The sequence below is a fragment of the Actinobacillus succinogenes 130Z genome, from assembly GCF_000017245.1.
Taxonomy (GTDB): Bacteria; Pseudomonadota; Gammaproteobacteria; order Enterobacterales; family Pasteurellaceae; genus Exercitatus; species Exercitatus succinogenes.
The window spans coordinates 1306727-1330967 of the sequence record NC_009655.1; the positions used below are offsets into that span (position 1 = coordinate 1306727).

The 24241-nt window shown below is 44.6% G+C and carries 19 protein-coding genes; 12 read left to right on the top strand and 7 right to left on the bottom strand.

Going from position 1 to position 24241, the window contains the following annotated elements; translation table 11 throughout:
* Position 1: 1 nt before the first annotated feature.
* The 10 genes from ASUC_RS06090 (at position 2) to ASUC_RS06135 (ending at position 12095) form a co-directional block, all read left to right on the top strand.
* On the top strand, positions 2 to 952 hold the full coding sequence (locus tag ASUC_RS06090; protein ID WP_012072901.1) for a bile acid:sodium symporter family protein: 951 nt from the start codon (positions 2 to 4) through the stop codon (positions 950 to 952).
* A gap of 460 nt (positions 953 to 1412) precedes the next feature.
* A complete protein-coding gene (locus ASUC_RS06095; protein WP_012072902.1) occupies positions 1413 to 2807 on the top strand; it encodes a Do family serine endopeptidase in 1395 nt (464 codons plus the stop codon).
* Positions 2808 to 3003: 196 nt separating this feature from the next.
* Complete coding sequence (gene ggt, locus ASUC_RS06100) at positions 3004 to 4779, top strand: gamma-glutamyltransferase (RefSeq protein ID WP_012072903.1); 1776 nt, start codon at positions 3004 to 3006, stop codon at positions 4777 to 4779.
* Positions 4780 to 4988: 209 nt separating this feature from the next.
* Positions 4989 to 6101 (top strand): MBL fold metallo-hydrolase, encoded by a 1113-nt coding sequence (locus ASUC_RS06105; protein ID WP_245822086.1) that lies wholly within the window; start codon positions 4989 to 4991, stop codon positions 6099 to 6101.
* 269 nt (positions 6102 to 6370) lie between these two features.
* On the top strand, positions 6371 to 7360 hold the full coding sequence (locus ASUC_RS06110) for a TRAP transporter substrate-binding protein (protein ID WP_012072905.1): 990 nt from the start codon (positions 6371 to 6373) through the stop codon (positions 7358 to 7360).
* 19 nt (positions 7361 to 7379) lie between these two features.
* Entirely contained in the window at positions 7380 to 7862 is a 483-nt protein-coding gene (locus tag ASUC_RS06115; RefSeq protein WP_012072906.1) for a TRAP transporter small permease, read from the top strand.
* Positions 7863 to 7872: 10 nt separating this feature from the next.
* Positions 7873 to 9144 (top strand): TRAP transporter large permease, encoded by a 1272-nt coding sequence (locus tag ASUC_RS06120; protein WP_012072907.1) that lies wholly within the window; start codon positions 7873 to 7875, stop codon positions 9142 to 9144.
* A gap of 6 nt (positions 9145 to 9150) precedes the next feature.
* Positions 9151 to 10167 (top strand): LacI family DNA-binding transcriptional regulator, encoded by a 1017-nt coding sequence (locus tag ASUC_RS06125; RefSeq protein ID WP_012072908.1) that lies wholly within the window; start codon positions 9151 to 9153, stop codon positions 10165 to 10167.
* Positions 10167 to 11111: a sugar kinase gene (locus ASUC_RS06130; RefSeq protein WP_012072909.1), complete on the top strand. Its 945-nt coding sequence runs from the start codon at positions 10167 to 10169 to the stop codon at positions 11109 to 11111. Before ASUC_RS06125 ends, ASUC_RS06130 begins: the two co-directional genes overlap by 1 nt.
* A gap of 9 nt (positions 11112 to 11120) precedes the next feature.
* Positions 11121 to 12095: a 2-hydroxyacid dehydrogenase gene (locus ASUC_RS06135; RefSeq protein ID WP_012072910.1), complete on the top strand. Its 975-nt coding sequence runs from the start codon at positions 11121 to 11123 to the stop codon at positions 12093 to 12095.
* A 164-nt stretch (positions 12096 to 12259) separates the two neighbouring features.
* On the opposite strand, the gene ASUC_RS06140 is transcribed toward ASUC_RS06135, so the two are convergent.
* Both ASUC_RS06140 and ASUC_RS06145 read right to left on the bottom strand, forming a co-directional pair.
* Positions 12260 to 13615: a PFL family protein gene (locus tag ASUC_RS06140; RefSeq protein WP_012072911.1), complete on the bottom strand. Its 1356-nt coding sequence runs from the start codon at positions 13613 to 13615 to the stop codon at positions 12260 to 12262.
* Positions 13616 to 13624: 9 nt separating this feature from the next.
* Positions 13625 to 13897 (bottom strand): ACT domain-containing protein, encoded by a 273-nt coding sequence (locus ASUC_RS06145; protein ID WP_012072912.1) that lies wholly within the window; start codon positions 13895 to 13897, stop codon positions 13625 to 13627.
* A 227-nt stretch (positions 13898 to 14124) separates the two neighbouring features.
* Between ASUC_RS06145 and pyk the strand changes: the two genes are divergently transcribed.
* On the top strand, positions 14125 to 15561 hold the full coding sequence (gene pyk / locus ASUC_RS06150; protein WP_012072913.1) for a pyruvate kinase: 1437 nt from the start codon (positions 14125 to 14127) through the stop codon (positions 15559 to 15561).
* Between the two features lie 281 nt (positions 15562 to 15842).
* Here pyk and ASUC_RS06155 read toward each other — a convergent pair whose 3' ends face one another.
* From ASUC_RS06155 to ASUC_RS06165, 3 genes are all read right to left on the bottom strand, one after another.
* Positions 15843 to 17621, bottom strand: coding sequence for an ABC transporter ATP-binding protein/permease (locus ASUC_RS06155; protein WP_012072914.1), 1779 nt, complete (start codon positions 17619 to 17621; stop codon positions 15843 to 15845).
* Positions 17622 to 17695: 74 nt separating this feature from the next.
* Positions 17696 to 19816 (bottom strand): TonB-dependent receptor, encoded by a 2121-nt coding sequence (locus tag ASUC_RS06160; RefSeq protein WP_012072915.1) that lies wholly within the window; start codon positions 19814 to 19816, stop codon positions 17696 to 17698.
* A gap of 295 nt (positions 19817 to 20111) precedes the next feature.
* Entirely contained in the window at positions 20112 to 21509 is a 1398-nt protein-coding gene (locus ASUC_RS06165) for an MATE family efflux transporter (RefSeq protein ID WP_012072916.1), read from the bottom strand.
* A gap of 40 nt (positions 21510 to 21549) precedes the next feature.
* On the opposite strand from ASUC_RS06165, the gene ASUC_RS06170 reads away from it, so the two are divergent.
* On the top strand, positions 21550 to 22164 hold the full coding sequence (locus tag ASUC_RS06170; RefSeq protein WP_012072917.1) for a riboflavin synthase: 615 nt from the start codon (positions 21550 to 21552) through the stop codon (positions 22162 to 22164).
* Positions 22165 to 22284: 120 nt separating this feature from the next.
* Here the strand turns inward: ASUC_RS06170 and ASUC_RS06175 are convergent, their stop codons facing one another.
* Positions 22285 to 23757, bottom strand: coding sequence for a glucosyltransferase domain-containing protein (locus ASUC_RS06175; RefSeq protein ID WP_012072918.1), 1473 nt, complete (start codon positions 23755 to 23757; stop codon positions 22285 to 22287).
* A 3-nt stretch (positions 23758 to 23760) separates the two neighbouring features.
* Positions 23761 to 24213 (bottom strand): hypothetical protein, encoded by a 453-nt coding sequence (locus ASUC_RS11350; RefSeq protein WP_245822122.1) that lies wholly within the window; start codon positions 24211 to 24213, stop codon positions 23761 to 23763.
* Positions 24214 to 24241 lie beyond the last annotated feature (28 nt).

Here is a 24241-nt window from a genome sequence, read left to right on the forward strand (position 1 = left end):
TATGCAGACATTGCTAAAAATTACTCGTTTCTTCAGCAAAACTTTCGCCTTGTGGGTATTGGTTTTCGCTTACCTGGCTTTTCAATTCCCCGACACGTTCAAACCGTTGAAAGATGCCATTCCGTATTTGCTCGGTTTAGTGATGTTCGGTATGGGCATTACGCTGACTTTCAATGATTTCGGCGAAGTATTCAAACATCCGAAATCCGTAGTAATCGGTGTAATCGGACAATTTCTGATTATGCCCGTCATCGCTTTTTGTTTGGCGAAAGTCTTTAATCTGCCGGCGGATTTGGCCATCGGCGTCATTTTAGTGGGATCCTGTCCGGGCGGCACGTCTTCTAACGTCATGACTTATCTGTCCAAAGGCAATACCGCTTTATCCGTGGCTTGTACCACGATTTCCACTTTATTAGCTCCCTTGCTGACACCGATTATTTTCTATGTGCTGGCGAGTCAGTGGTTGGAAATCGATGCCGCGGCGATGTTCGTTTCCGTGCTGAAAATGGTGCTGTTTCCGATTTTCCTGGGCTTAATCGTACGCGCACTGTTCAAAAAACAAATCGCCCAAATGAGCCAAACCATGCCGTTGATTTCCGTAATTTCCATCGTACTGATTCTGGCGGCTGTGGTGGCGGTAAGCAAAGATAAAATCGTGGAATCCGGTTTGTTAATTTTCGGCGTAGTGGTGCTACATAACTGCTTGGGCTACCTGGTGGGGTTCAGTGCCGCAAAATTACTTGGCTTGAATACTGCAGACAGCAAAGCCGTTTCCATTGAAGTCGGGATGCAGAATTCCGGTTTGGGCGCCGCATTAGCCGCCGCGCATTTTAATCCGCTGGCCGCGGTGCCGAGCGCGGTGTTCAGTTTTTGGCACAATGTGTCCGGCCCGATCCTGGCTAATATTTTCTCAAATATGAAAAACCGCGACGGCAAAGACGACGAAACCTAATAACTTTTCTATATCATCTCATCCTTAAGTGCAGTCAAAAATCCTCCCGACGCGTGCCTTTTTCGTGATTTAAACCCACATCAGGAGACGCGCACTATCAAGGGTAAAACTAAAAAGTGCGGTTAAAAATTCGGATGTTTTTATTAGATTGGTATAACTCCCCGTCTAAGACGCCTGAGCGACTTGAAATTTGTAGGAAAATAAGTTTGTCTGAGCGAAGCGAGTTTACTTATTTTCCGTTAAGCAAATTTCAACCAAGCGAAGAAAAGCGTCGAAGTCGGGGTGTGTTTCTTTTGGTTCGTTTTCTTTGCACAAGCAAAGAAAATGAACGGCTTAAAAGTGCGGTCAAAAAATCGGTTGAATTTTGACCGCACTTTTTTCTCTCTTGAATTTCCTCGAACATTCCCCCATATATTTTGTCGAATCAGGTGTATTAATTCTCTTATTTAGGAAGGAAATAATGAAAAAAATAAGAAACGTAAAATTTACCTTAACGGCATTAGCATTGAGTTTAGCTTCAACCGTTAGTATGGCGGATTTGCCGCCGTTGGTGGAAAATGCCGCGATGCCGGCACCGATGATGACGAACAGTCTGGCACCGATGTTGGAACGCGTGTTGCCGGCGGTGGTGTCCATTTCGGTAGAAGGTACGCAAAAAGCCAATCAGCGCAAATTCGATATTCCGGAAGAATTCCGCTTTTTCTTCGGGGATGATTTTTTCGGTAGCCGTCAGTCTCCGTCGCGTAAATTCAGAGGTATAGGTTCCGGTGTAATTATTAACGCGGAAAAAGGTTATGTGATTACCAATAACCACGTTATCGACGGTGCCGACAAAATCACCGTGGCATTGAACGACGGTCGCGAATTTAAGGCCAAAGTGCTGGGTAAAGATTCCCAATCCGACGTGGCGTTGGTGCAAATCGAAAATCCGAGTAAGCTGACTTCCGTGAAGTTGGCGGACAGTGATAAGTTACGGGTGGGGGATTTCGCTGTAGCGATCGGTAACCCGTTCGGGGTCGGACAAACGGCGACATCGGGTATTATTTCCGCTTTGGGACGTTCCACCGGTTCGGACAGCGGCGCCTATGAAAACTATATTCAAACCGATGCGGCGGTGAACCAAGGAAACTCCGGCGGTCCGTTGGTGAATTTAAACGGGGAGTTAATCGGTATCAATACCGCCATTATTTCACCGAGCGGCAGCAACGCGGGGATCGCCTTTGCTATTCCGTCCAATATGGCGAATAATCTGGTGCAGCAAATTATCGAGTTCGGCGAGGTCAGACGCGGTCAATTGGGTATTAAAGGCGGCGAACTCAATGCCGATTTGGCGAAAGCGTTCAATGTAGATGCGCAACGCGGTGCGTTCGTCAGTGAAGTCATGCCGGGCTCGGCAGCGGAAAAAGCCGGTATTAAAGCGGGCGATGTGATCACCGAATTAAACGGTCAGCGTATTTCCAGCTTTGCCGAATTACGTGCCAAAATCGCTACGTCCGGTGCCGGCAAACAGTTGGAATTAACTTTGTTACGCGAAGGCAAAACGGAAAAAGTGAACGTCACATTACAGGCGGAAGACGGCAAGCAGGCGCAAAATAATACCTCCGAAGGCGCAGCGATTGCCGCTTTAGAAGGCGCGGAACTGCACAACGGCAAAGACGGTATTGAAATTAAAAATGTGAAAGCCAATTCGCCGGCGGCGGCACGCGGTTTAAAAGCCGGTGACGTGATTATCGGCGTTAACCGTCAATCCGTAGCGAATATTGCGGATTTACGCAAAATTTTAGACGATAAACCGTCCGCCGTCGCTTTAAATATTGTCCGTGGCGACAGCAATTTTTATTTGTTGATCCAATAGCGAATTAGCAATAATCCGACGTTAATTTAAAGTGCGGTCAAAAACAAACACGTTTTTGACCGCACTTTTTGCATTTTCAGCAAAGTGATTTAAATGATGCGGCGTTTGGGTTAATGCAGTCTTGCGTTTCACGAATCGATCACATAATCTCAAACAGATTGTCAAATTCGGCAATCTTACAAGAAGGAAAATTATTATGCACAAACACTTCATCAAACCTTTCTTATTAAGTACCTTGGCTGTGGCGGTATCGTTGGCTGCCGCGTCCGCTTCGGCGCAAGCGGTTCAACCTGCCGTGCAGTCTAATGCGGCGGCAGTCGCCGCACAGCGTTACGACAGCGCGAACGATATTTTTCATCCGGTTTACGGCAAGCACGGTATGGTCGCCTCCGAACAGGAACTGGCCACGCAAGTAGGGCTGGACATTCTGAAACAGGGCGGTAATGCGGTGGATGCGGCGGTGGGCGTCGGTTTTGCGCTGGCAGTGGTGCTGCCGAATGCGGGTAATATCGGCGGAGGCGGTTTTATGGTGCTACACGATGCTAAATCCGGGCAGGATTTTACTGTGGATTTTCGTGAAATGGCTCCGCTTAAAGCGTCCAAAGATATGTATTTGGACGATAAAGGCAACGTGGCGGACGGTAAATCGCTCTACACCCATTTTGCCGTAGGCGTACCGGGCACTGTGGCGGGGATGGAATACGCCCTGAAAAAATGGGGTTCGCTACCGCTGGAAAAAGTGTTGGCGCCCGCTATAAAATTGGCGGAAGAGGGATTTCCCGTCAGTCTGACGTTGGCGAAAACCCTGCAAACCGAAAAAGAAACCCTTGGTAAATGGGAAAGCAGCAAAAAGATTTTCTTTAAGGACGGCAAACCGCTTACCGCCGGCGAATTATTGGTGCAAAAGGATTTGGCCGAATCGCTGAAACGAATTGCCGACCAAGGGGCTAAAGCGTTTTATGAAGGCGATATCGCCGATAAGATCGTCGCTGAAATGGAAAAACACGGCGGGTTGATCAGCCTTGACGACATGAAAAATTATCGGGCGCTGGAACGCCAGCCGATTGTAGGAAATTATCGCGGTTATAAAGTGATCACCATGCCGCCGCCGAGTTCGGGCGGGGTACATTTGGTGCAGATTCTGAATATGCTGGAAAATTATCCGTTATCGGAATACGGCGCAAACAGTGCGAAAACCATCCACACCTTGGCGGAAACCATGAAACTGGCTTATGCCGACCGTTCCGAATATCTGGGCGATCCGGACTTCGTGAAAGTGCCGGTGCAGGGATTGGTATCGAAAGATTACGCTAAAGAACTAATCGGCGGCATTAAATACAATGCCGCCAAGTCCGCTTCCGACATCAAACCGGGCAAACCGCAGCCTTATGAAAGCGACCAAACCACGCATTATTCCGTGATGGATGAACAAGGTAATGCCGTGGCGGTGACTTACACTCTGAATACCAATTTCGGCACCGGTATTGTGGCGGAAGGCACGGGAATTCTGCTGAATAACGAAATGGACGATTTCTCCGCCAAACCGGGTGTCGCCAACGCATACGGTTTAATCGGCGGCGAATCCAATGCTATCGCTGCGAAAAAACGTCCGCTTTCTTCAATGACGCCGACTATCGTGGTGAAAGACAATAAACCTTGGCTGGTTACCGGCAGCCCGGGCGGTGCGCGGATTATTACTACCGTGCTGCAAAGTATTCTGAACACTATAGACCACGGTATGAATCCGGCGGAAGCCATTGTCGCACCGCGTGTGCACCATCAGTGGTTGCCGGACGAACTGCGGGTCGAGGAAGGACTGAGCCCGGATACCTTAACGTTGCTGAAAGGCATGGGGTACACCGTTAAAGAGAAGGCTCCGATGGGACGGATCCAGATTATTCAGGCGGACAGCGAAGGTTTTTACGGTTATTCCGATCCCCGTAATCCGGACGGTAAAACTTTAGGGTATTAATCCGTCATTATAAAAAGTGCGGTCGGTTTTTGGTCTGTTTTTGCGGCATTGAAGACGATAAAAACCGATCGCTGTTGTTTTCCGCCGGATTATTCGTTTTCGGTTCATAATCAATTCATTATTTCCGCGCTTATTACAAAAATTCTTTTGCTATAATGACCGCACTTTTTACACATCTCTTATCATTCATGAATATTTTGAAATACTGTGTGTCTGCATTGTTAGGTTTGATTCTTCTCGCTGTTTTAGCTATTACCGTTTTTATGCATAGCAAGCCTTTCGGGCAGCACCCGTCCGGCGAACGTTTGGCGCGTATAGAACAGTCGGCGAATTATCGCGACGGTAAATTTCATAACCGGCTGCCCACGGAAGTACAAACGACGGATAAGCCTTTATGGAAAATCTGGTACGATTTTTTATTTCAGCATGTGGAACATTTGGTGCCGAGCCGGCCTTTGCCTGTAGTGAAAACGGATTTGCAGGCGTTACCTGCGGATAAAAATTTTATCGTATGGTTCGGGCATTCCTCTTATTTGCTTCAGTCGGACGGTACGCGGTTTTTAGTGGATCCGGTGTTGGTTTCCGGTTCGCCTTTGTCTTTCGCCAATAAAATGTTTCGGGGGACGGACGCTTATCGGCCTGCGGATATGCCGGAATTCGATTATTTGGTAATTACCCATGATCATTGGGATCATCTGGATTATGACGCCGTCATTCAATTGCAGCCGAAAATGAAAGAGAAAGTGATAACCTCCCTTGGGGTAGGCGCGCATTTGGAATATTGGGGTTATCCGGCAGATAACATCATCGAACTGGACTGGCGGGACGAATATGTTTTAAAAACCGGCTTTAAGATGACCGCACTTCCGGCGCGTCACTTTTCCGGCAGAGGATTGCGGCGGGATAAAACCCTGTGGTCGTCTTTTATGCTGGAAACCCCGACGGAAACCGTTTATATCGGCGGCGACAGCGGTTACGATCCGATTTATCGGGAAATCGGCGAACGCTATAACATTACCTTGGCTTTGCTGGAAAACGGTCAGTATAATCGGGATTGGGCGAATATTCATATTATGCCGGAGCAACTGGTGCAGGCCGTGAAAGAGTTACATCCGAAGCGTTTAATGACGGTACATCATTCCAAGTTCGCTTTGGGCCGCCATGACTGGCGCGCGCCGTTGCAAACGGTTTATGAGCATGCCCGCGAGGCGCATTTCAATTTGTTTACTCCGAAAATCGGCGAAGTATTTTATTTTGACGAAGACCGTGAGACGGACAGTCCGAAATTCCGGGAAAATTGGTGGAAGGACGTAGAAAAGTAGGACGGAATTTATCCCGTCATACCCTTAGACGAGCAAAGTGCGGTGAAAAAACGACAAGAATTTTCACCGCACTTTTGCTGTCACGGTTAGGGTAGATTTACCCGTTTTGATAATCACCTGTGAAGTCAGGCGAAATCTGCGGTGATCACGATAAATATTCTGTGATCCGGTTCACATTATTCGTATAAGACTATTTTTATGAAACCGATTTCAGACTATATTGGATTCGTCTAAAAAACGACCGCTAATTTTCTTTTATGAGGTATCTTATGAAAAAAATATTCTTACTTTTAATGTCAGTTGTTCTCGCCGGTTGTAATGATTCGGGGACAGATAACCGGACGGTGAAAATTGTTGCCGCACATAATCAAACCAATATCACCAGCCCGTACCAATCGGGTATGAATAAACTTAAAGAAGCGGCCGAAGCCGATAAGCAGTTTGAAGTGGAGGTACACGCCGGAACCATCGGTACAAACGAAAACGAACTTGTCGAAAAATTGGTTTTAGGCGGCGCGGATATCGTGTTGGTGTCTCCGGGCTTCATGACTTCGGCAGGCATTAATGAAGTGGATTTATTCTCTCTGTTATATCTGTTCAATGATTATAAGCACTGGGAAGCGGTAGTTGACGGTGAAATAGGTAAAAAACTGTCCGATATTATTTATGAAAAATCAGGTAATAAATACCGCGTCATCGCATATTGGAGTGCGGCCGTCCGTCATTGGTACGGTAAAAGACCCATTAATAGTTTAGCCGATGCGAAAGGATTAAAAATCAGAACGCAGACTTCAGGCGTGGTTTCCGATTTTTGGTCGGCCGTCGGGGCTATTCCGACTTCCGTCGCTTGGGCGGAACTTTATCAGGCGTTAGCCAGTAATGTGGTGGACGGCGCCGAAAATGCTTATCCGTATCTTGTGCCGATGGAACATCACAAAACCGCAAACGGTAAATTTATTTCCGAAACCGCCCATGATTATACCACCCGACTTCTGTTGGTAAGAGCAAGTACGTGGGATAAATTAACCGACGAACAAAAAACGGTATTGCAAAACGCGGTTCAGGAAGCGACTAAAGCGGAAAGAAACGCCATTTATACCGAAGAATCCCAGTATAAAGAGAAAGCAATCGCTGACGGCGCGGTGGTCAATACGCCGGATGTGAAACCTTTTGCCGAGATTGCGACAACTATTCAAGACAAATGGGCAAAAGACAATAACATGACGGATATTCTTGAAAAAATCAGAGCTATCCGATAATCGGTTGTGAGGGGCGGCTATGCAAAAAATTATTAATTACATAGAAAAAGTGCAGTTAATACTGGGGGCTATATTTCTGGTTATTTTTGTTATAGCCACCCTGTTGCAGGTAAGTACGCGGTATTTGGGGATCAGCGCTACCTGGACGGAAGAACTGGCGGTTAATACTTTTATTTGGGCGATGATGCTGGGGGCGGCGGTAATGGTCAGACAAAAACAGCATTTTAGCTTCGGTTTTCTGGCATCTTATCTGTCGGACAGAAAATCCGCCTTTCTGATTATTTTTCAAAACATTATTTTAATCACATTCTGTGCATTATGTTTTGTCTACAGCAGTGAAATCACCCAAGCATTTTGGAATTCAAAGTGGGTATCTATTCCTCAGTTTAAACAAGGATACGTTTGGCTGGTTTTACCTATTACTTTTATGACCATGATAATTTATGTGATAGAAGACTCAATTAAGCAAATTAATAAATTAATACGTGATAAAAATTCATAAGGAACCCGTTATGACAATTTTATTTATTACCGGCTTATTTATTACATTAATCATTATCGGTATTCCTATTGCATTTTCGATTGCGATTGCCGCGCTTATCGGTATTCATATGATTCCGGGCGTACCACCGACCATGATACCGATGAAGATGTTTTACGGTTTAAATTCCTATGTGTTGCTGGCGGTACCTTTGTTTGTTCTCACCGCCAGTATTATGAATCAAGGTAATATTTCACGTAAACTGATTAACTTTTCTTTAGGAATAGTCGGGCGTTGTCCGGGCGGATTAGGGCATGCAAACGTTATGGTATCGATGTTGTTCGCCGGCGTAAGCGGTTCGTCTCAAGCCGATACCGCCGGCATGGGGAAAATTTTAATTCCCCAGATGATCGAACGCGGTTACAGTAAGGAAATGGCGGTGGGCGTCACGGCGGCGTCCTCGACAATCGGTAGTATTATTCCGCCTAGTATTACTATGGTAATTTACGGCGGTCTGACCAATACGTCCGTAGGTAAATTGTTTATAGGCGGTATTATTCCGGGACTTACTATCGGTATCGGTATGATGCTCTTTATTTACTATGTGGCCGTTAAACAACATTTACCGAAAGAAGAAAAATTACCGTTGAAATTGTTCTTACGATTATTTAAAGATTCTCTGCCCGCATTGTTCACACCGTTAATCATTATCGGCGGTATCGTTTTCGGTATTTTCACACCGACGGAAGCGGCGGCGTTTTCCGCCATTTATGCTTATTTTGTCAGCGTTTATTACTACAAAACGATCACCTTCGGAGATTTACCGGTTATTCTGGTCGATACCTTAAAATTAAGCTGTTTATCGCTGTTTGCATTAGCGGCCGCTTCGGCATTAGGCGAATTTTTAGGTTATTTCAAAATCAATGCGATGGTGGTGGATTTCTTTAACGGTATAGGCGGAAGCCGATATATATTTTTAGGGTTAGTGGTGTTGTTCTTTTTGTTCGTCGGAACCTTTATGGACGCCATTCCGGCAATGGTTTTATTTGTACCGGTGATTTATCCCGTCGCACAGTCCATGGGGATTGATTCCGTCCAATTAGGTATCCTGGTGATAGTGACATTGTCGATAGGTTTAGTCACTCCGCCCTACGGTTTATGTTTGTTGATCGCCAGTGTGATCGGCGAATTGCCTATCGATAGATCCTTTAAAGCCGTAATGCCCTATATCATGATTATTTTGCTGACATTGTCATTAATCGTTTTTGTGCCGCAAATTTTACTGTCCGAGACTTTACTTTAAAACGACATGCGAGAAAAACATAAAAAAGCGTCTATTAACGATGTCGCTAAGCTGGCTAAGGTGGGTAAAGCAAGCGTATCAAGATATTTAAACGGTAAGTTCGATATTTTGTCGGATGAAATTCAAACCCGTATAAAATCCGCAATAACGGAACTTGGTTACCAACCCAGTTTAATGGCAAGAAGCATCAAAAAAGGCAATTCCAAACTGATTGCCTTAATTGTCGCCGATATTACCAATGCATACTCTATTGAAGTGATGCAGGGTATTGAATATGCCTGCCGGAAAAACGGATATACGTTGCTGGTTTTCAATGCGGGTAATGATGTCAACCTCGAGGAAGATATTTTATCCAGCTTAATCGGTTATCAAGTCGAGGGCGCGATTGTCCATACTACGGCGTCACATTATAACGACTTTATTAAATTTCCTTTTCCTTTAGTATTTTTAGATCGAAAAATCGATAATTTTAAAGCGGATATTGTCGGACTTGATAATACCCGGGCAATGGATGAAATAATGTCTCACCTTTATTCGCAGGGGTTCGAACGTTTTTTATTTATTACCGAACCGATAGGTGATCTTCTCTCAAGAAAGGAAAGGGCGGTCGGTTTTTGGCGTAAAATCGAAATGAACGAAACGGTAACCGGTGAGTTATTTGAAATAACCGATGAACCGGAATTAGAGAATTGCGTATGCCGTTTTATGCGATCTTCTCCAACCGCTCCCAAAGCAATTATTACGGCCAACAGCTCCGTCACGCTTACTGTGTCCCAAACATTAAGACGGTTAAATGTCGTTTGGGGAAAAGATGTAGGATTAGTGGGGGTTGATGATCCTAAATGGACTGAAATTGCAGGTGTTGGGATCAGCGCGTTAAGACAACCGACTTTTGAACTGGGGCGGACCGCATTTCAATTATTGTATGAACGGTTACATAACCCTAACCATCACATAAAAGAGATTTATTATTCCGGTGAATTGATTATTCGTAAATCAACTTCTTATCTGCAAGGAAAATAATGATGGAAAATGAAATTGATGTGATCACTTACGGCGAAGCGATGGCAATGTTTGTCGCCGAAGAATACGGAAAGTTGGAAAACATTTCGTTATTTAGTAAAAGAGCCGCCGGAGCGGAATTAAATGTTGCAACGGGATTGGCCCGGTTAGGTTTGTCCGTTACCTGGATGAGCAGAGTAGGCAACGACTCTTTCGGTCGTTTTATTCTGCAATATTTAGATAAAGAAAACATCAATTCCGAATTGGTTTCTATAGACGATTTTCACCCTACGGGATTTCAATTAAAAGAAAAAGCCCAAAACGGTGAAGATCCTAAGGTGGAATATTTTAGAAAAGGTTCGGCGGCAAGTTATATGTCTGTTGATGATGTGGTATCTTCGGTATTTGAAAAAGCGCGTCATCTCCATTTAACCGGCGTGGCCGCGGCGCTTTCCGAGTCGTCCTATGCGCTTTCTTGTTATTTGACGGATTTCATGCGAAGCAAAAAGAAAACGATTTCTTTTGATCCCAATTTAAGACCCTCTTTATGGCGGGACGAAAAGGTTATGCGGGAAAAAATCAACCGTCTTGCCGTAAAATCGGATTGGTTTTTACCCGGTATTCAAGAAGGCCGTATTTTAACCGGGCTGTATTCGGCGGAGGAAATCGCCGATTTTTATCTTGAACAAGGCGTAGGGCTCGTCGTCATTAAACTTGGTACCGAAGGGGCTTATTTCAAAGATCGGCAGGGTTATCAAAAAATCGTTGCGCCGTTTAAAGTAGAACAGGTGGTCGATACGGTCGGCGCGGGAGACGGCTTTGCGGTCGGGGTCATTAGTGCGTTTTTAGAAGGTAAAACGCCGGAACATGCGGTCCTTCGGGGAAACAAAATCGGTTCGCTGGTTATTCAAGTTTCCGGCGATAATGAAGGTTTACCGACTCAAATCGAACTGGGAAATTATTAGGGTTTATGTATGAAAAAAAATATTCTGGTTTATAAAAAGATTCCGGCTGATCAACTGGTTCGTTTGCAACGCGAGTTTAATGTATTTTATTTCGATGGCATTGATGAATATAACAGACAAGACGTGTTTGAAAAATTAAAAATATGTGAAGGTATGCTCGGTTCAAGTGCAAGTTTTAAGGGGGATGCGCTTGATTCGGCAGTTCGTTTAAAGGCCGTTTCCACCATATCGGTCGGTTATGATAATTTTAATGTCGCCTCGTTAACGCAACGTAATATCCGCTTGATGCATACTCCCGATGTATTAACCGATACGACGGCGGACACAATTTTTATGTTGATTTTAATGACGGCAAGAAGAGCGGTGGAATTGTCCGATTTTATTCGTAATAAACAATGGCATAAAAGTATCGGCAGTGAATATTACGGCACGGACGTTCACCATAAAACGCTCGGAATCTTAGGAATGGGACGCATCGGGCAGGCTGTGGCGAAACGCGCCTTTTGCGGGTTTGATATGACGATACTCTATCATTCGTCTTCACGTAAAACGGAGGTGGAATCTTTATACCGGGCGACATATTGCGAATTGGATGAATTATTGAAAAAATCGGATTTTGTCTGCATTACCTTACCATTAAATAAAAACACCGAAAAATTAATTTCAAAAGAAAAATTACGGTTAATGAAGCCGACCGCCATTTTAGTTAACGGCGGCAGAGGTAAAATTGTCGATGAAAACGCATTAACCGAAGCATTAAAAAATAAAACTATTCGTGCCGCCGGACTTGATGTTTTTGAGGTTGAACCGTTACCTTTAAATTCCGAATTATTAGATTTGCCTAATGCGGTTTTATTACCTCATATAGGTTCGGCGACAGAAGAGACAAGACATAATATGGTCGCTTGTGCGGTAGATAATTTAATCGCGGCATTAAAGCCGGAAAAACCCGAAAAGAATTTGGTTAATACGGAAGTGGATTGAGGATGTTTTAGCTTGTGACAGCGAATAGGCGAATTATGTTTATTATGCAATCAATCGCTGCAACATCAAATGCAGCGGGATAATAGTAAAATATCAGAGAATGAAAAAGTGCGGTGAAAAAACGACAAGAATTTTCACCGCACTTTTGCTGTAACCGATGATAATCAGTTCTTCATGGATTGTACCGGAGCGGGAATGCGGCCGCCCCGATTGACGAATATTTCGCAGGAACCTTCTTTTACCGGCATAATCGGAGCGTAACCGAGCAAGCCGCCGAATTCAACGCTTTCCCCCACGTCTTTACCGGTGACGGGGATAATGCGTACGGCTGTGGTTTTGCCGTTGATCATACCGATTGCCGCTTCGTCCGCAATAATACCGGAAAGCGTATGTGCCGGCGTTTTGCCCGGCACGGCGATCATATCCAGTCCCACGGAGCACACCGCCGTCATGGCTTCCAGTTTATCCAGCGTGAGAATACCGCTTTCCGCGGCGGCGATCATGCCTTCGTCTTCGGAAACGGGAATGAATGCGCCGCTTAATCCGCCCACGGAACCGGATGCCATCATACCGCCTTTTTTTACGGCGTCATTTAATAACGCAAGAGCGGCGGTGGTACCGTGCGTGCCGCAAACGGTCAGCCCCATAGTTTCTAAAATGCGGGCTACGGAATCGCCGATAGCCGGCGTCGGGGCGAGAGATAAATCCAGAATACCGAAGGGAATATTCAGCATTTTTGCCGCTTCCTGACCGATTAATTCGCCTACGCGGGTGATTTTGAAGGCGGTTTTTTTCACCACTTCCGCCACTTCTGTCAATGTGTCGGCATGGGAATTCGCCAGCGCTTCTTTTACCACGCCGGGACCGGACACACCTACGTTAATTACCGCGTCCGCTTCGCCGGCACCGTGGAATGCGCCCGCCATAAACGGATTGTCTTCCACCGCATTGCAGAACACCACGATTTTGGCGCAACCGAATCCTTCCGGCGTGATGTCGGCGGTGCGTTTAATGGTTTCACCTGCCAGTTTTACCGCGTCCATATTAATACCCGCACGGGTGGAGCCGATATTAATGGAGCTGCATACGATGTCTGTGGTTTTCATGGCTTCCGGAATGGAACGGATTAACACCTCGTCGGAAGGCGACATACCTTTCTGCACCAGTGCGGAAAAACCGCCGATAAAGGATACGCCGATAGCTTTTGCCGCGCGATCCAGCGTTTGGGCGACGGATACATAAGAATCCGCTTTAGTCGCCGCCGCAATTTGCGCGATAGGCGTGACGGAAATCCGTTGATTGACAATGGGTACGCCGTATTTGGCGGAAAGGATGTTGGCGGTTTCAACCAGATCTTTACCGACGGTAGTGATTTTTCGGTAAATATTTCGATTTAATTCGTCAATATCGCAACTGATACAGTCGTGCAGATCGATCCCGACGGTAATGGTTCGTACGTCGAAATTTTGATCCGCCACCATACGGATGGTTTCGAGAATTTCATTGGATTGAATACTCATTTTTTACCTCTAAATGCGGTGCATGGCGCTGAAGATTTCTTCATTCTGCAGACGAATGTCAAGTGCGAGATTTTTACTTTCCCGGGTGAATATTTCCGCCAGTTCGGAAAAGGATTTCGGACATTTCGCCGTATCCGCCAGAATAATCATAGTGAAATAATCGTCCATTAACTGTTGACTGATGTTCATGATGTTGATTCGGTTTTCCGCCAGAATCTTTGCAACATCGTAAACGATACCGATGCGGTCTTTACCGATCACCGTAATCACTGAATTTGACATGATAATATCCTTATTAAGAATTGAATTCGGAACAAGAGTATAGCAAATTTTTAATTTCGTAAGAAAGCCGGGCGATTGTTAAAGTGCGGTAAAAAATTTGTATGTTTCGATCTCGATCTTAGGTGCGTTTCAGCGTATAATATGCGCCAGTTTTTCCGCGGCGAAAAGTTGTATGTCCGGAATCCAGCGAGAATAATCACTTAAAAAAACAATTGACGGAGTAATCAATGTCTAGAAGATTAAGAAGAACGAAAATCGTATGTACGATGGGACCTGCGACCGACAAAGGCAACAACCTTGAAAAAATCATTGCCGCAGGTGCAAACGTAGTACGTATGAACTTCTCCCACGGAACGCCGGAAGATCATATCGCCCGTGCCGATAAAGTACGAGAAATTGCGAAAAAATTAGGCAAACACGTCGCAATCTTGGGTGATTTACAAGGCCCTAAAATCCGGGTTTCCACTTTCAAAGAAGGCAAAATTTTCTTAAGTATCGGTGATAAATTTATTTTAGATGCGGATTTACCGAAAGGTGAAGGTAATCAGGAAGCGGTCGGATTGGATTACAAAACTTTACCGCAGGATGTCGTGCCGGGCGATATTTTATTGTTAGACGACGGACGCGTTCAGTTAAAAGTATTATCTACGGACGGCGCGAAAGTGTTTACCGAAGTAACGGTAGGCGGTCCTTTGTCAAACAACAAAGGTATCAATAAATTAGGCGGCGGTTTATCGGCGGACGCATTAACCGAGAAAGATAAAGCGGATATCGTTACCGCGGCACGTATCGGCGTAGATTATCTGGCGGTGTCTTTCCCGCGTTCAAGCGCAGACTTAAATTATGCCCGCGAATTGGCGGAAGCCGCCGGCTTAGATGCAAAAATCGTAGCGAAAGTAGAACGTGCGGAAACCGTGGCGACTGACGAAGCTATGGACGATATTATCTTAGCGTCGGACGTTATCATGGTTGCCCGCGGTGACTTGGGGGTGGAAATCGGTGACCCGGAATTAGTGGGCGTTCAGAAAAAATTAATCCGTCGTTCACGTCAGTTAAACCGAGTGGTTATCACTGCGACTCAGATGATGGAATCGATGATCAGCAACCCGATGCCTACCCGTGCGGAAGTAATGGACGTCGCGAATGCCGTGTTGGACGGTACCGATGCCGTAATGCTTTCAGCGGAAACCGCAGCCGGTCAATATCCGTCCGAAACGGTGGCGGCTATGGCGAAAGTGGCGTTGGGGGCAGAAAAAATGCCGAGTATCAACGTATCTAAACACCGTATGGACGGTCAATTCGCCACTATCGAAGAATCCGTAGCGATGTCTTCCATGTATGCGGCAAACCACATGAAAGGTGTGGCGGCGATTATTACCTTGACCAACAGCGGCCGTACGGCGCGTTTAATGTCGCGTATCAGTTCCGGTTTACCGATTTTTGCCTTATCGCGTAACGAATCCACTTTAAACTTATGCGCGTTATACCGCGGTGTAACGCCGATTCTGTTCGAACAGGAATCCCGCACCGTACACAGCGCGAAAGCGGCGGTCAATCTGTTGAAAGAAAAAGGATTCTTGGTGTCGGGCGACTTGGTGTTATTAACTCAGGGGGACGCACTAGGCACATCAACTAACGTATGCCGCACATTAATCGTTGAATAATTCGGCGATGACATAAGTAAAGGGAGACGCATGAAACCGTCTCCCTTTTTCTTTGGCAAAAATAATGTCAGGCTCGGTAATACCGGTTGGTTCGGCGAAATTTTATATTCTGGCACGGTATCGCGTTAGTTAATCTAAACGCCTCTAAGGCGGCTATTGTAAGCGGCAAAACGGTTCGGATTAAAGCGCCCTATACGGTGTGTATGTAGGGTTGAGATAAAAACAGCATAAAATTCGACCGCACTTTTCTCCGTTACGTCATATAAAAGTGCGGTCGTTTTTTAACCGTTTTGTTGTGCAATCCGGCAGGCGCCGAGATTAAATTCCTGATTGTGAAATTGGTGCAATGTGCCTCGGTGTCCGACGCTCAGTACGATCATATTCGGTAGTTTTTTGCGGATTTTGTCATACAGCATAAATTCCGTCGGTTCGTCCAGTGCCGAGGTGGTTTCATCCAAAAATACAATATCCGGTTCGGTAAGGAAAATCCGGATAAAGGCCACCCGCTGTAATTCTCCCGGCGACAAAATCGCCTGCCAGTCGCTTTCCTGATCAAGCGCCGCAATATAATGGGTTAAACGGCATTTATGCATGTAGCGTTCCAATTCGGGATGATGAGGGGCGATATGAGGGTAACAAATCGCTTCGCGCAACGACCCTTGCGGCATATAAGGACGTTGCGGCAGAAACAGAATATTGGCGTTGCAGGGACGTTCGCATTGTCCGAAAGTGGCGAACGGATAAATGCCGGCAATCGCTTTCAGTAAGGTGGTTTTACCGGCACCGGACGGGCCTTGAATCAGCAAAGCGTCGCCCGCTTTTAAATTGAGATTAATGTGCTGTAATAAGGGATCGCCTTGTTGATCGCACAAACCGAAATCTTTTAAACGAATTCCCGAACCGCATTCGGCGGGATGTGAAATTTGGTGTTCGTCGAGGTAATCCAGTTTGCTCATAAAGCCGTATAAACGGTTTAATCGCGCCTGATAAAGGGTGAATTCTTCATAAAACAGGCGGAAAAATGATAACGAGCGCATCAGACGGTTAAATGCCTGCACGGTTTGGTGCATATCGCCCAGCGTTACTTTGCCGGCGAAAAAGCGCGGTGCCTGTAACATCAGCGGTAAAATCATGGCAATTTGCGTGACGCCGGTGTTAAATCCGTCCAATCCCAACATCCGGCGCACAATCGCCCAACGATTTTGAATGACGGCACGGAATTTTTGCTGTAAATGACCGTGTTCTTTATTTTCGCCGTCGTAAAACGCAATACTTTCCGCGTTGTCGCGTACCCGAATCAGCGAATAACGATAATCCCCGTTGAATTTTTCTTTGTTAAAATTCAGTTTAATCAGCGGATGACCGATCCATACGGAAAGGGCGGTAGCCAGAATAATGAATCCGTAAATGAAAAACACCGCCGCTTTCGGAATTTCCATGCCGAACAGCGCCAGCATGCCCGACAATCCCCACAGAATGACGGTAAATTCGATAATGGATAGAACAGCACCTACCACGCCGTCCGCCAGATCTACGGTGCCGGTAATAAATTCCCGCGCGTCCTGTTCGATACGTTGATCGATATTGTCGGGCAGATCCTTCTCGTATTTCACGCGATAATAATTTTTGTTCTGCAACCAGCGGTTCAGCATTTGTTCGTTTAATTTTTCCAGCCAGCGAATTTCAAACACTTGCCGGACAAAGTAATGCAGAATAGCATGAATAATTTTAAAGCCGACCAGCAGGGCGTTGATCATCGCAAAAAACCAAAAAGCGTCCGCCGCCTTGTTCTGCATGGAACTGTACAGCCCGTTGTAGAAAAAAGTATTCAGCACACTGATTCGCACTTCAAGCAGAATAAACACCAGCAGTAAAAGGATTAATCCTAAGCTTTTCCAACGGTTTTGCGGCGTTAGGCAGGGGCGGGTAATTAACCAGAATTTCCGTCCGAATTCGGTTCGGCGCAACAAAAGTGCGGTCAGAATTAAGCCTGAAATTAACCAGAAAAGTGATTTTAAAAGCCAGGGAAAACTGTTGTGTAATTCGGTTTGCCAGTTCATAAAAAGATTTCCAAAAACGACAAAAGAGCGGAGAACCGCTCTTAAGGTAGGGGGCTTGCCAGCCCGCCAAATGATTAGAATGAATATTCCACATTCGCCCAGTAAGTGCGCGGCATACCGAGCACGGCAAAGCTGCGATCGTAACGTCCGCGCTGTACCTGCCAGTAAGCCTTGTCGAATAGATTTTCAACGCCCACACGGAAGGTCAGGGTTTGTTTGGTATCTAATTTCGCGACATATTTCGCCCCTAGATCCACGGTAGTGTAAGACGGAAATTCATAGTTTTCCGCATAATCCTGATAGGATTTACCGTAATGCTGAACGGCGGCGTTTAAGGTTAAATTATTGATAAACGGTGTATCCCATTCCACACCCGCTTTCATTATCCAGCGCGGACTGGCGACTTGCGAGCCGTTAATAATCGCACCGTCCGAATAGCGTGAATAATCGATTAATTCGCCGCGGTTATATGTTACGCCTAAGAACGGACGCAGCGATTTTTCAAGCAGGTCGGCATAAACGTTAAATTCGATACCGCGGTTACGCTCTTTTCCTTGTTGTTCGCCGGTTAGACGATGAATCCCCGGGCGGGATAATTGATAAATACTGAGGGTGGTGGTAAACAATTCGTGCCAGTTTTTGCGTACGCCGAACTCGATTTGCTTACTTACAATCGGTTTTGCCATGACGCCGGTATCTTCATCTACGGAACCGGGTTCCAAATCCTCTAAATAATTGCCGTAGAACACTAAATCCGGATTAGGGACGTAGGCGAGCGTTACCATCGGGCTGAAGCGGTTTTCATGAGCTTTGATGTCGGTAGAATAGTCGTGTTGTTTTATCCATTGAAAGCGACCACCAAGCGTGAGCCGGATAGTATTGTTTACAAAACCCGCCGTATCCGCCAAGGCTAAACTATAGCTGCCTAATTTTTCGTTGGTGCCTTGTTCTAATGCGCTATAAGTCGGTTGACCGCTGCTGAATACCGGATTATAGATATTGGCGGTAAAGCTTTTGGCGGTCGAACTTTGATTATGATCGCGCTGACGTTTGACGGCATCGAATGCCAGACTCCAGTTGTGATAAACGGAGCCGGTTTCGAATTCGCCCTGTAATTTTAAGTTACCGCTGGTTGTTCGGGTGTGATAATCCATCGCCCGCATGGAACGTACGGAGTAGTCGCCGTCTGTATTTGTCATACGGATTTGCCCGAAGGAACCGTAATAACGGGAATCCATATAACCTAAACCGCCGGATAACATCATATCGTATGGCAAATCATATTCGAAAGTACCCATAATGGTTTGATCTTCGGTGGTTTGACCGCTCCAATACGGACTTAAATTGGTCGAACCGTCCGGCGCATCCGGTAAACGGAAATTCAGATTCTGAATATCCTGAACCCGCGCACGACCGCCGTGGGTCGCCCGTTTGGCATACATATAATCGATACCGGCCCGGAATTTATCACCGCGATAATCGACGCCGACGGCAAATTCTTTGTTACGTTCGTCGTAATTATTGCGGGCGGTATCGCCGTCGCGGTATTTACCGTTTAAACGGACGCCCCATTCTTTGTTGGTACCGAAACGGCGACCGAAATCGAACGTTTCCTGTAACCGGTTATTACTGAACCAGCCGAACCTGATTTTATTGATATCTTCGTCGGTGGCGCGTTTGGTTTCGATATTCATTGAAGAACCCGCCGCGCCTTCCGGATCCATCCCGCCGATCGCTGTCGAAGCGCCTTTAATCAATTGGGCGGAGCTGACGGCGGCCGTCGGCGAGTTATAGGTGGAATAAAGACCGGGTAAGCCGTTTACCGTGATTTGACGGGCGTCCAACTGTAAACCGCGTACGTATATACCGGAAATCGTATTGGTTTCACCGCCGAAATTCATAATGGAAGAATCCACTTTAGAAATGGCGTCGACCACATTACGTTGCTGTGAATTTTCAAAAGCTTTTTCATCGTAGTTCACCACGGAAATAGGTGAAGTAAAGGCGGTTTGACGGCCGAGTAAGCTAAGATTGACAATATCTTTTTGTTTATCGCCCGCCGCTTTGGCTTTTTCCAATTCGGTGACCACATTGATTTGCTCTAAATCATCATGAGCTTGGCTCGTTTCAGCTATGGCGGCGGAAGAGATGCCGGTAAAAAGTGCGGTGTAAATCAGGCTTAGTCTAAATTTCATGCAGGCGTTCCTAATGATATGAGAGAAGGATTACCCGGGCATAAAAAGACGCCCGAGCGGATCACAATGAAAAATTTTGGGCGAGTATAGCGAAAACGGTTACCTTAATCAATCTTTAATGGGAACTATTTTCATTTAAATTAAGGGCGGAAAATTCCGGTTTTTTACTTTCCGCACTCCGGCGACGGTGATGTGCTTCTTTTGCGTCATTGACCGCGCTAAGATAAATCCGATATTCAAAAAACTTCGATTTTTATGACCGCACTTTGGGTTTTATTTAGTATGAACAGCAGGGTTATTTCAGTTTATCCAGCTGCGCAAGCAGAACTTCGTCCGGGCGGGATTGAATTTTCCGCATTCGCACGCTTAAACAGATCGCAGCGGTGGTAAGGCTGGCGACGAAACCGATCCAGAATCCTTCGGCGCCTAAATGCGGGACGATAAAATCGGTCATCGCCAGCGTATAACCCACCGGCATACCGATAATCCAGTAACAGAAAACGGTAATATACAAAATGGCTTTGGTATCTTTATAACCGCGTAACGCACCGCCGATAACCACTTGAACGGTATCGGAAAATTGATAAAGCGCGGCGAGCAATAACAGCGAACTTGCCATGGCGATAACTTTCGTGTCGTTCACAAAAACGGAGGCGATTTGCTCCCGGAATGTGACGGTGATAAATGCGGTCAACACGGTGATATTCAGCCCCACCATTAAGGCGGCGTAAGACACTTTCTTGGCATTTTGCGGCGAACCTTCGCCGAGCCGTTGTCCGACCAAAATCGTTGTGGCCATACCTAAGGACATCGGCAACATAAAGATAAACGAGCTGGTATTCAGGGTGATTTGGTGGCTTGCCACCATATCCGTCCCCAGCGGCGATAAAAACAGCGAGGTCAGCGCAAATAACGCCACTTCGCACCACAGCGCGACGGCAATGGGAAAACCGAGGCGCAGCAATTTGCCGAGCGTGGCGAAGTTCGGTTTTTCGATGAGGTGCTCAAACACTTTGAGATCCCGCTGATTTTTCGCCCGTTTGCTGTAATTGATCATCATAATGCACATCGCCCAGTTCACCAAGGCGGTGGCGATGCCGCAACCCACCGCGCCGAATGCCGGTACGCCGAGTTTGCCGTAAATAAAAATGTAATTCAGGGGAATGTTCAGCAACAAACCGCAAAAAGTAATCACCATGGCGGGTTTGGTTTTGGCGATGCCGTCGTTTAAACAGCGGAAATTCACCAGCAGCAAATACCCCGGCAACCCCCACACCATGGCATGCAAATAACCGATGGTAATTTCTGCGAGTTTAGGATCCATATTCATGTTCCGGATAATAATATCGCTGTGATAAATCAACGCGGCGATGGGAACGGCGGCGAATAATACGATCCATAACCCTTGGCGCACATGGTGGGCAATACGATTGCGTTGACCGGAACCGTTCAGATAGGAAATGGTCGGCGGCAGGGCGAGCAATAAGCCTTGCCCGAATAAAACTAACGGAAACCAAACGGATGCCCCCACGGAAATTGCCGCCATATCCGCTGCGCTGACCCGTCCCGCCATAATGGTATCCACCAATGCCATGGAATTCTGGGCGATTTGTGCCAACAAAATCGGAAAGGCGAGCAAAACCAGGCGTTTAGCTTGTTCCTGGTAGGCGGCGATGTTTAGAAATTTTTTCATATCAAGTATAATGTGGGCAATTTTTTGTTGGAGATTTATTATGTTTACAGGCATCGTGCAAGGCACGGCACAAATTCAGTCCGTTACCGAGAAAGCGAATTTTAGAACACATACCGTCAAAATGCCACAGGAATTGCTGGCGGATTTGGAAATCGGCGCCTCCGTGGCGAATAACGGCGTCTGTTTGACTGTCGTTAAAATCGACGGCGATTCGGTCAGTTTTGATTTAATGATCGAAACCCTGCGTATCACCAATCTCGGCGGATTAAAAGCGGGTGATTTCGTTAATATCGAACGGGCGATGAAATTCGGCGCGGAAGTGGGCGGACATATTCTGTCCGGGCATGTTTACTGTACCGCCAAAGTGGTGCAACGGATTCCGTCGGAAAATAATCTGCAGCTTTGGTTTGAACTGCCGACGGCGGATGTGATGAAATACATTCTGACCAAAGGTTTTATCGCTGTCGACGGCATCAGCCTGACCGTCAGCGAAGTGAAAGACAACAGATTCAGCGTGAATCTGATTCCGGAAACCGTTCACCGTACCTTGATCGGCAAACGGGAAATAGGGGATTTAGTCAATATCGAAATAGATCCGCAAACCCAGGCGATTGTAGATACGGTGGAACGCTATCTGGCGAACCGCCATGCCTAACGCCCGAATTCTGATATAAACGGACATAAAAAGTGCGGTCGAAAAAACATTCAATTTTTTGACCGCACTTTAAATTAGAATGAGTAGATGATTAATAATATAGAATTTTCTACTATAGATTTATTTGTAATTAACAACAATACAATCATTATCATATATTTTAATATTATGATGAATTGAATCTACAACTTTTAATAAAGTGCTATTAGATTGGGTACACTTTTTTGTACTAAAATTAAACTTAGTATTAAGTTTATATATGGCAGAAGCAGACCATACCCAGTTTTTTTGTAGTTTAATTTGGACTAATTTATTTAGTATTGGAAATTCTTTTCTGGCTAAATTTAATTCGGGTGAGTGAATGGCTCCACTTTCAATAAATATAGTATGATTTTTATTGCTAGGTAGAATATTGTTAAGATTTGAAATTAGTAATATCGCTCTATCTTTATTAAATGAATCTTGTGCTTTTAAAATGTTTCCATAACTATTAGATATAGTTAGCAAACAATAATTGAAACTAAAAATAAGGATAGTATATATTGGAAAAATATATTTAATTTTAAATGTGCTAAGTAAGATTATTATAATTGAAAATAAACTGCCTATCCCGGTAAACGCTCTAGCTGCGAATAAAGGCTTATCCAAGATTGTATATAATCCGAAAGACAATGTATATGCTAATAATAATGTTAAACTACCTATAAGTAAATTTTTAAATTTTTTAGTATGGGCTGCTAATAAAAAAGGAAATAATACTATAAGTGTTATTCCTATTTTTCCTATAACAGTGGTTCTGAAATTATTGTAAATATCATTGTGATAGATAGTGAAATTTTTTATAACACCTTCTATTAATTTACTTCTTGGTAGAGCTGAAGATGACACATAGGCATTGATTTCATTAACTATAAATAATTTATATAATAAACTAGATATGGCAAATATTACTCCAGATAATAATATAAATTTAATGATATTTTTTGATTTATCCTCATTAATATATAAATTCATGGCATAGCATATTGTTATGATTATAAAAATGCTATTTGCTGATTGATAGGTAGTGAACATCAATAATAGAGATAAAATTCCAGTAATCAGATATAGACTGGTATTTTTTATAAATAAAAATGGAAAGATTGTAGAGAATACAGCTATAGACATATAAATTGAATCAAATTTATAACTCATATTTTCTAGATAATAGGGGCTTAATCCTAAAGCTATGCTAGAAAATAATGAGAAATAAGTAAGTTTTCCTGTGAATAGCTTGACAATGATTATTGAGCTAAGACTTAGAAATATTAGACTTATTAATTGACTTAATGGAGATATATCCACTAATAAATTTCCCGTATGAAAAAAATGAGATAAAAAATTTGATGAAAATCGACTAAAATTTTCCCATCCAGGAATACCGTCAATAACACGTCTCATATCATCTATATATAATGAATCAGCTCTTAATAAAGCAGCATATCCTATTAAATATATGAAGAATATAAAGAAAAAATATTTTATATTATCCTTTTTGTACAGTTCTAAGCAGGAAATAAAGTCTTGGTAAATTAATTTCAAATAGCTTTTCATGGTTTATTCTCTATTTTTTTGTTTTTTAATAATAAATCTTGGTCTTTGTTTTGTTTCTGAATAAATGCGTCCTATATATTCGCCTAAAACTCCGATTCCAATAAGTTGGATACCACCTAAAAATAAAATAGAAACCATTATTGACGGATAACCAGCGACGTTATTTCCCCAAACTAATTTTCTAATAATAAGCTCTGAACCATAGATAAAACTAAAGGATGCTATAATAAAACCTATATATGTCCATAATCGCAGTGGGACGGTACTAAATGATGTAATACCTTCCAGAGCGAGATTCCATAATTTCCATCCGTTAAATTTGGTTTTGCCTGCAACCCGTTCAGCTCGTGTATATTCGACAATAGCTGTATTAAATCCTACCCAACTTAATATTCCTTTCATGAATAATTGACGTTCGGGTAATTGGATGATTGCATCTACAACTTCTCTAGACATTAATCTAAAGTCTCCAACATTTTCTTCA

Excerpts from the sequence above, each read along its gene's own strand:
- ASUC_RS06090 (WP_012072901.1), top strand. The coding sequence starts at position 2 with ATGCAGACATTGCTAAAAATTACTCGTTTCTTCAGCAAAACTTTCGCC.
- ASUC_RS06095 (WP_012072902.1), top strand. The coding sequence starts at position 1,413 with ATGAAAAAAATAAGAAACGTAAAATTTACCTTAACGGCATTAGCATTG.
- ggt (WP_012072903.1), top strand. The coding sequence starts at position 3,004 with ATGCACAAACACTTCATCAAACCTTTCTTATTAAGTACCTTGGCTGTG.
- ASUC_RS06110 (WP_012072905.1), top strand. The coding sequence starts at position 6,371 with ATGAAAAAAATATTCTTACTTTTAATGTCAGTTGTTCTCGCCGGTTGT.
- ASUC_RS06115 (WP_012072906.1), top strand. The coding sequence starts at position 7,380 with ATGCAAAAAATTATTAATTACATAGAAAAAGTGCAGTTAATACTGGGG.
- ASUC_RS06120 (WP_012072907.1), top strand. The coding sequence starts at position 7,873 with ATGACAATTTTATTTATTACCGGCTTATTTATTACATTAATCATTATC.
- ASUC_RS06125 (WP_012072908.1), top strand. The coding sequence starts at position 9,151 with ATGCGAGAAAAACATAAAAAAGCGTCTATTAACGATGTCGCTAAGCTG.
- ASUC_RS06130 (WP_012072909.1), top strand. The coding sequence starts at position 10,167 with ATGATGGAAAATGAAATTGATGTGATCACTTACGGCGAAGCGATGGCA.
- ASUC_RS06135 (WP_012072910.1), top strand. The coding sequence starts at position 11,121 with ATGAAAAAAAATATTCTGGTTTATAAAAAGATTCCGGCTGATCAACTG.
- ASUC_RS06140 (WP_012072911.1), bottom strand. The coding sequence starts at position 13,615 with ATGAGTATTCAATCCAATGAAATTCTCGAAACCATCCGTATGGTGGCG.
- ASUC_RS06145 (WP_012072912.1), bottom strand. The coding sequence starts at position 13,897 with ATGTCAAATTCAGTGATTACGGTGATCGGTAAAGACCGCATCGGTATC.
- pyk (WP_012072913.1), top strand. The coding sequence starts at position 14,125 with ATGTCTAGAAGATTAAGAAGAACGAAAATCGTATGTACGATGGGACCT.
- ASUC_RS06155 (WP_012072914.1), bottom strand. The coding sequence starts at position 17,621 with ATGAACTGGCAAACCGAATTACACAACAGTTTTCCCTGGCTTTTAAAA.
- ASUC_RS06160 (WP_012072915.1), bottom strand. The coding sequence starts at position 19,816 with ATGAAATTTAGACTAAGCCTGATTTACACCGCACTTTTTACCGGCATC.
- ASUC_RS06165 (WP_012072916.1), bottom strand. The coding sequence starts at position 21,509 with ATGAAAAAATTTCTAAACATCGCCGCCTACCAGGAACAAGCTAAACGC.
- ASUC_RS06170 (WP_012072917.1), top strand. The coding sequence starts at position 21,550 with ATGTTTACAGGCATCGTGCAAGGCACGGCACAAATTCAGTCCGTTACC.
- ASUC_RS06175 (WP_012072918.1), bottom strand. The coding sequence starts at position 23,757 with ATGAAAAGCTATTTGAAATTAATTTACCAAGACTTTATTTCCTGCTTA.
- ASUC_RS11350 (WP_245822122.1), bottom strand. The coding sequence starts at position 24,213 with ATGTCTAGAGAAGTTGTAGATGCAATCATCCAATTACCCGAACGTCAA.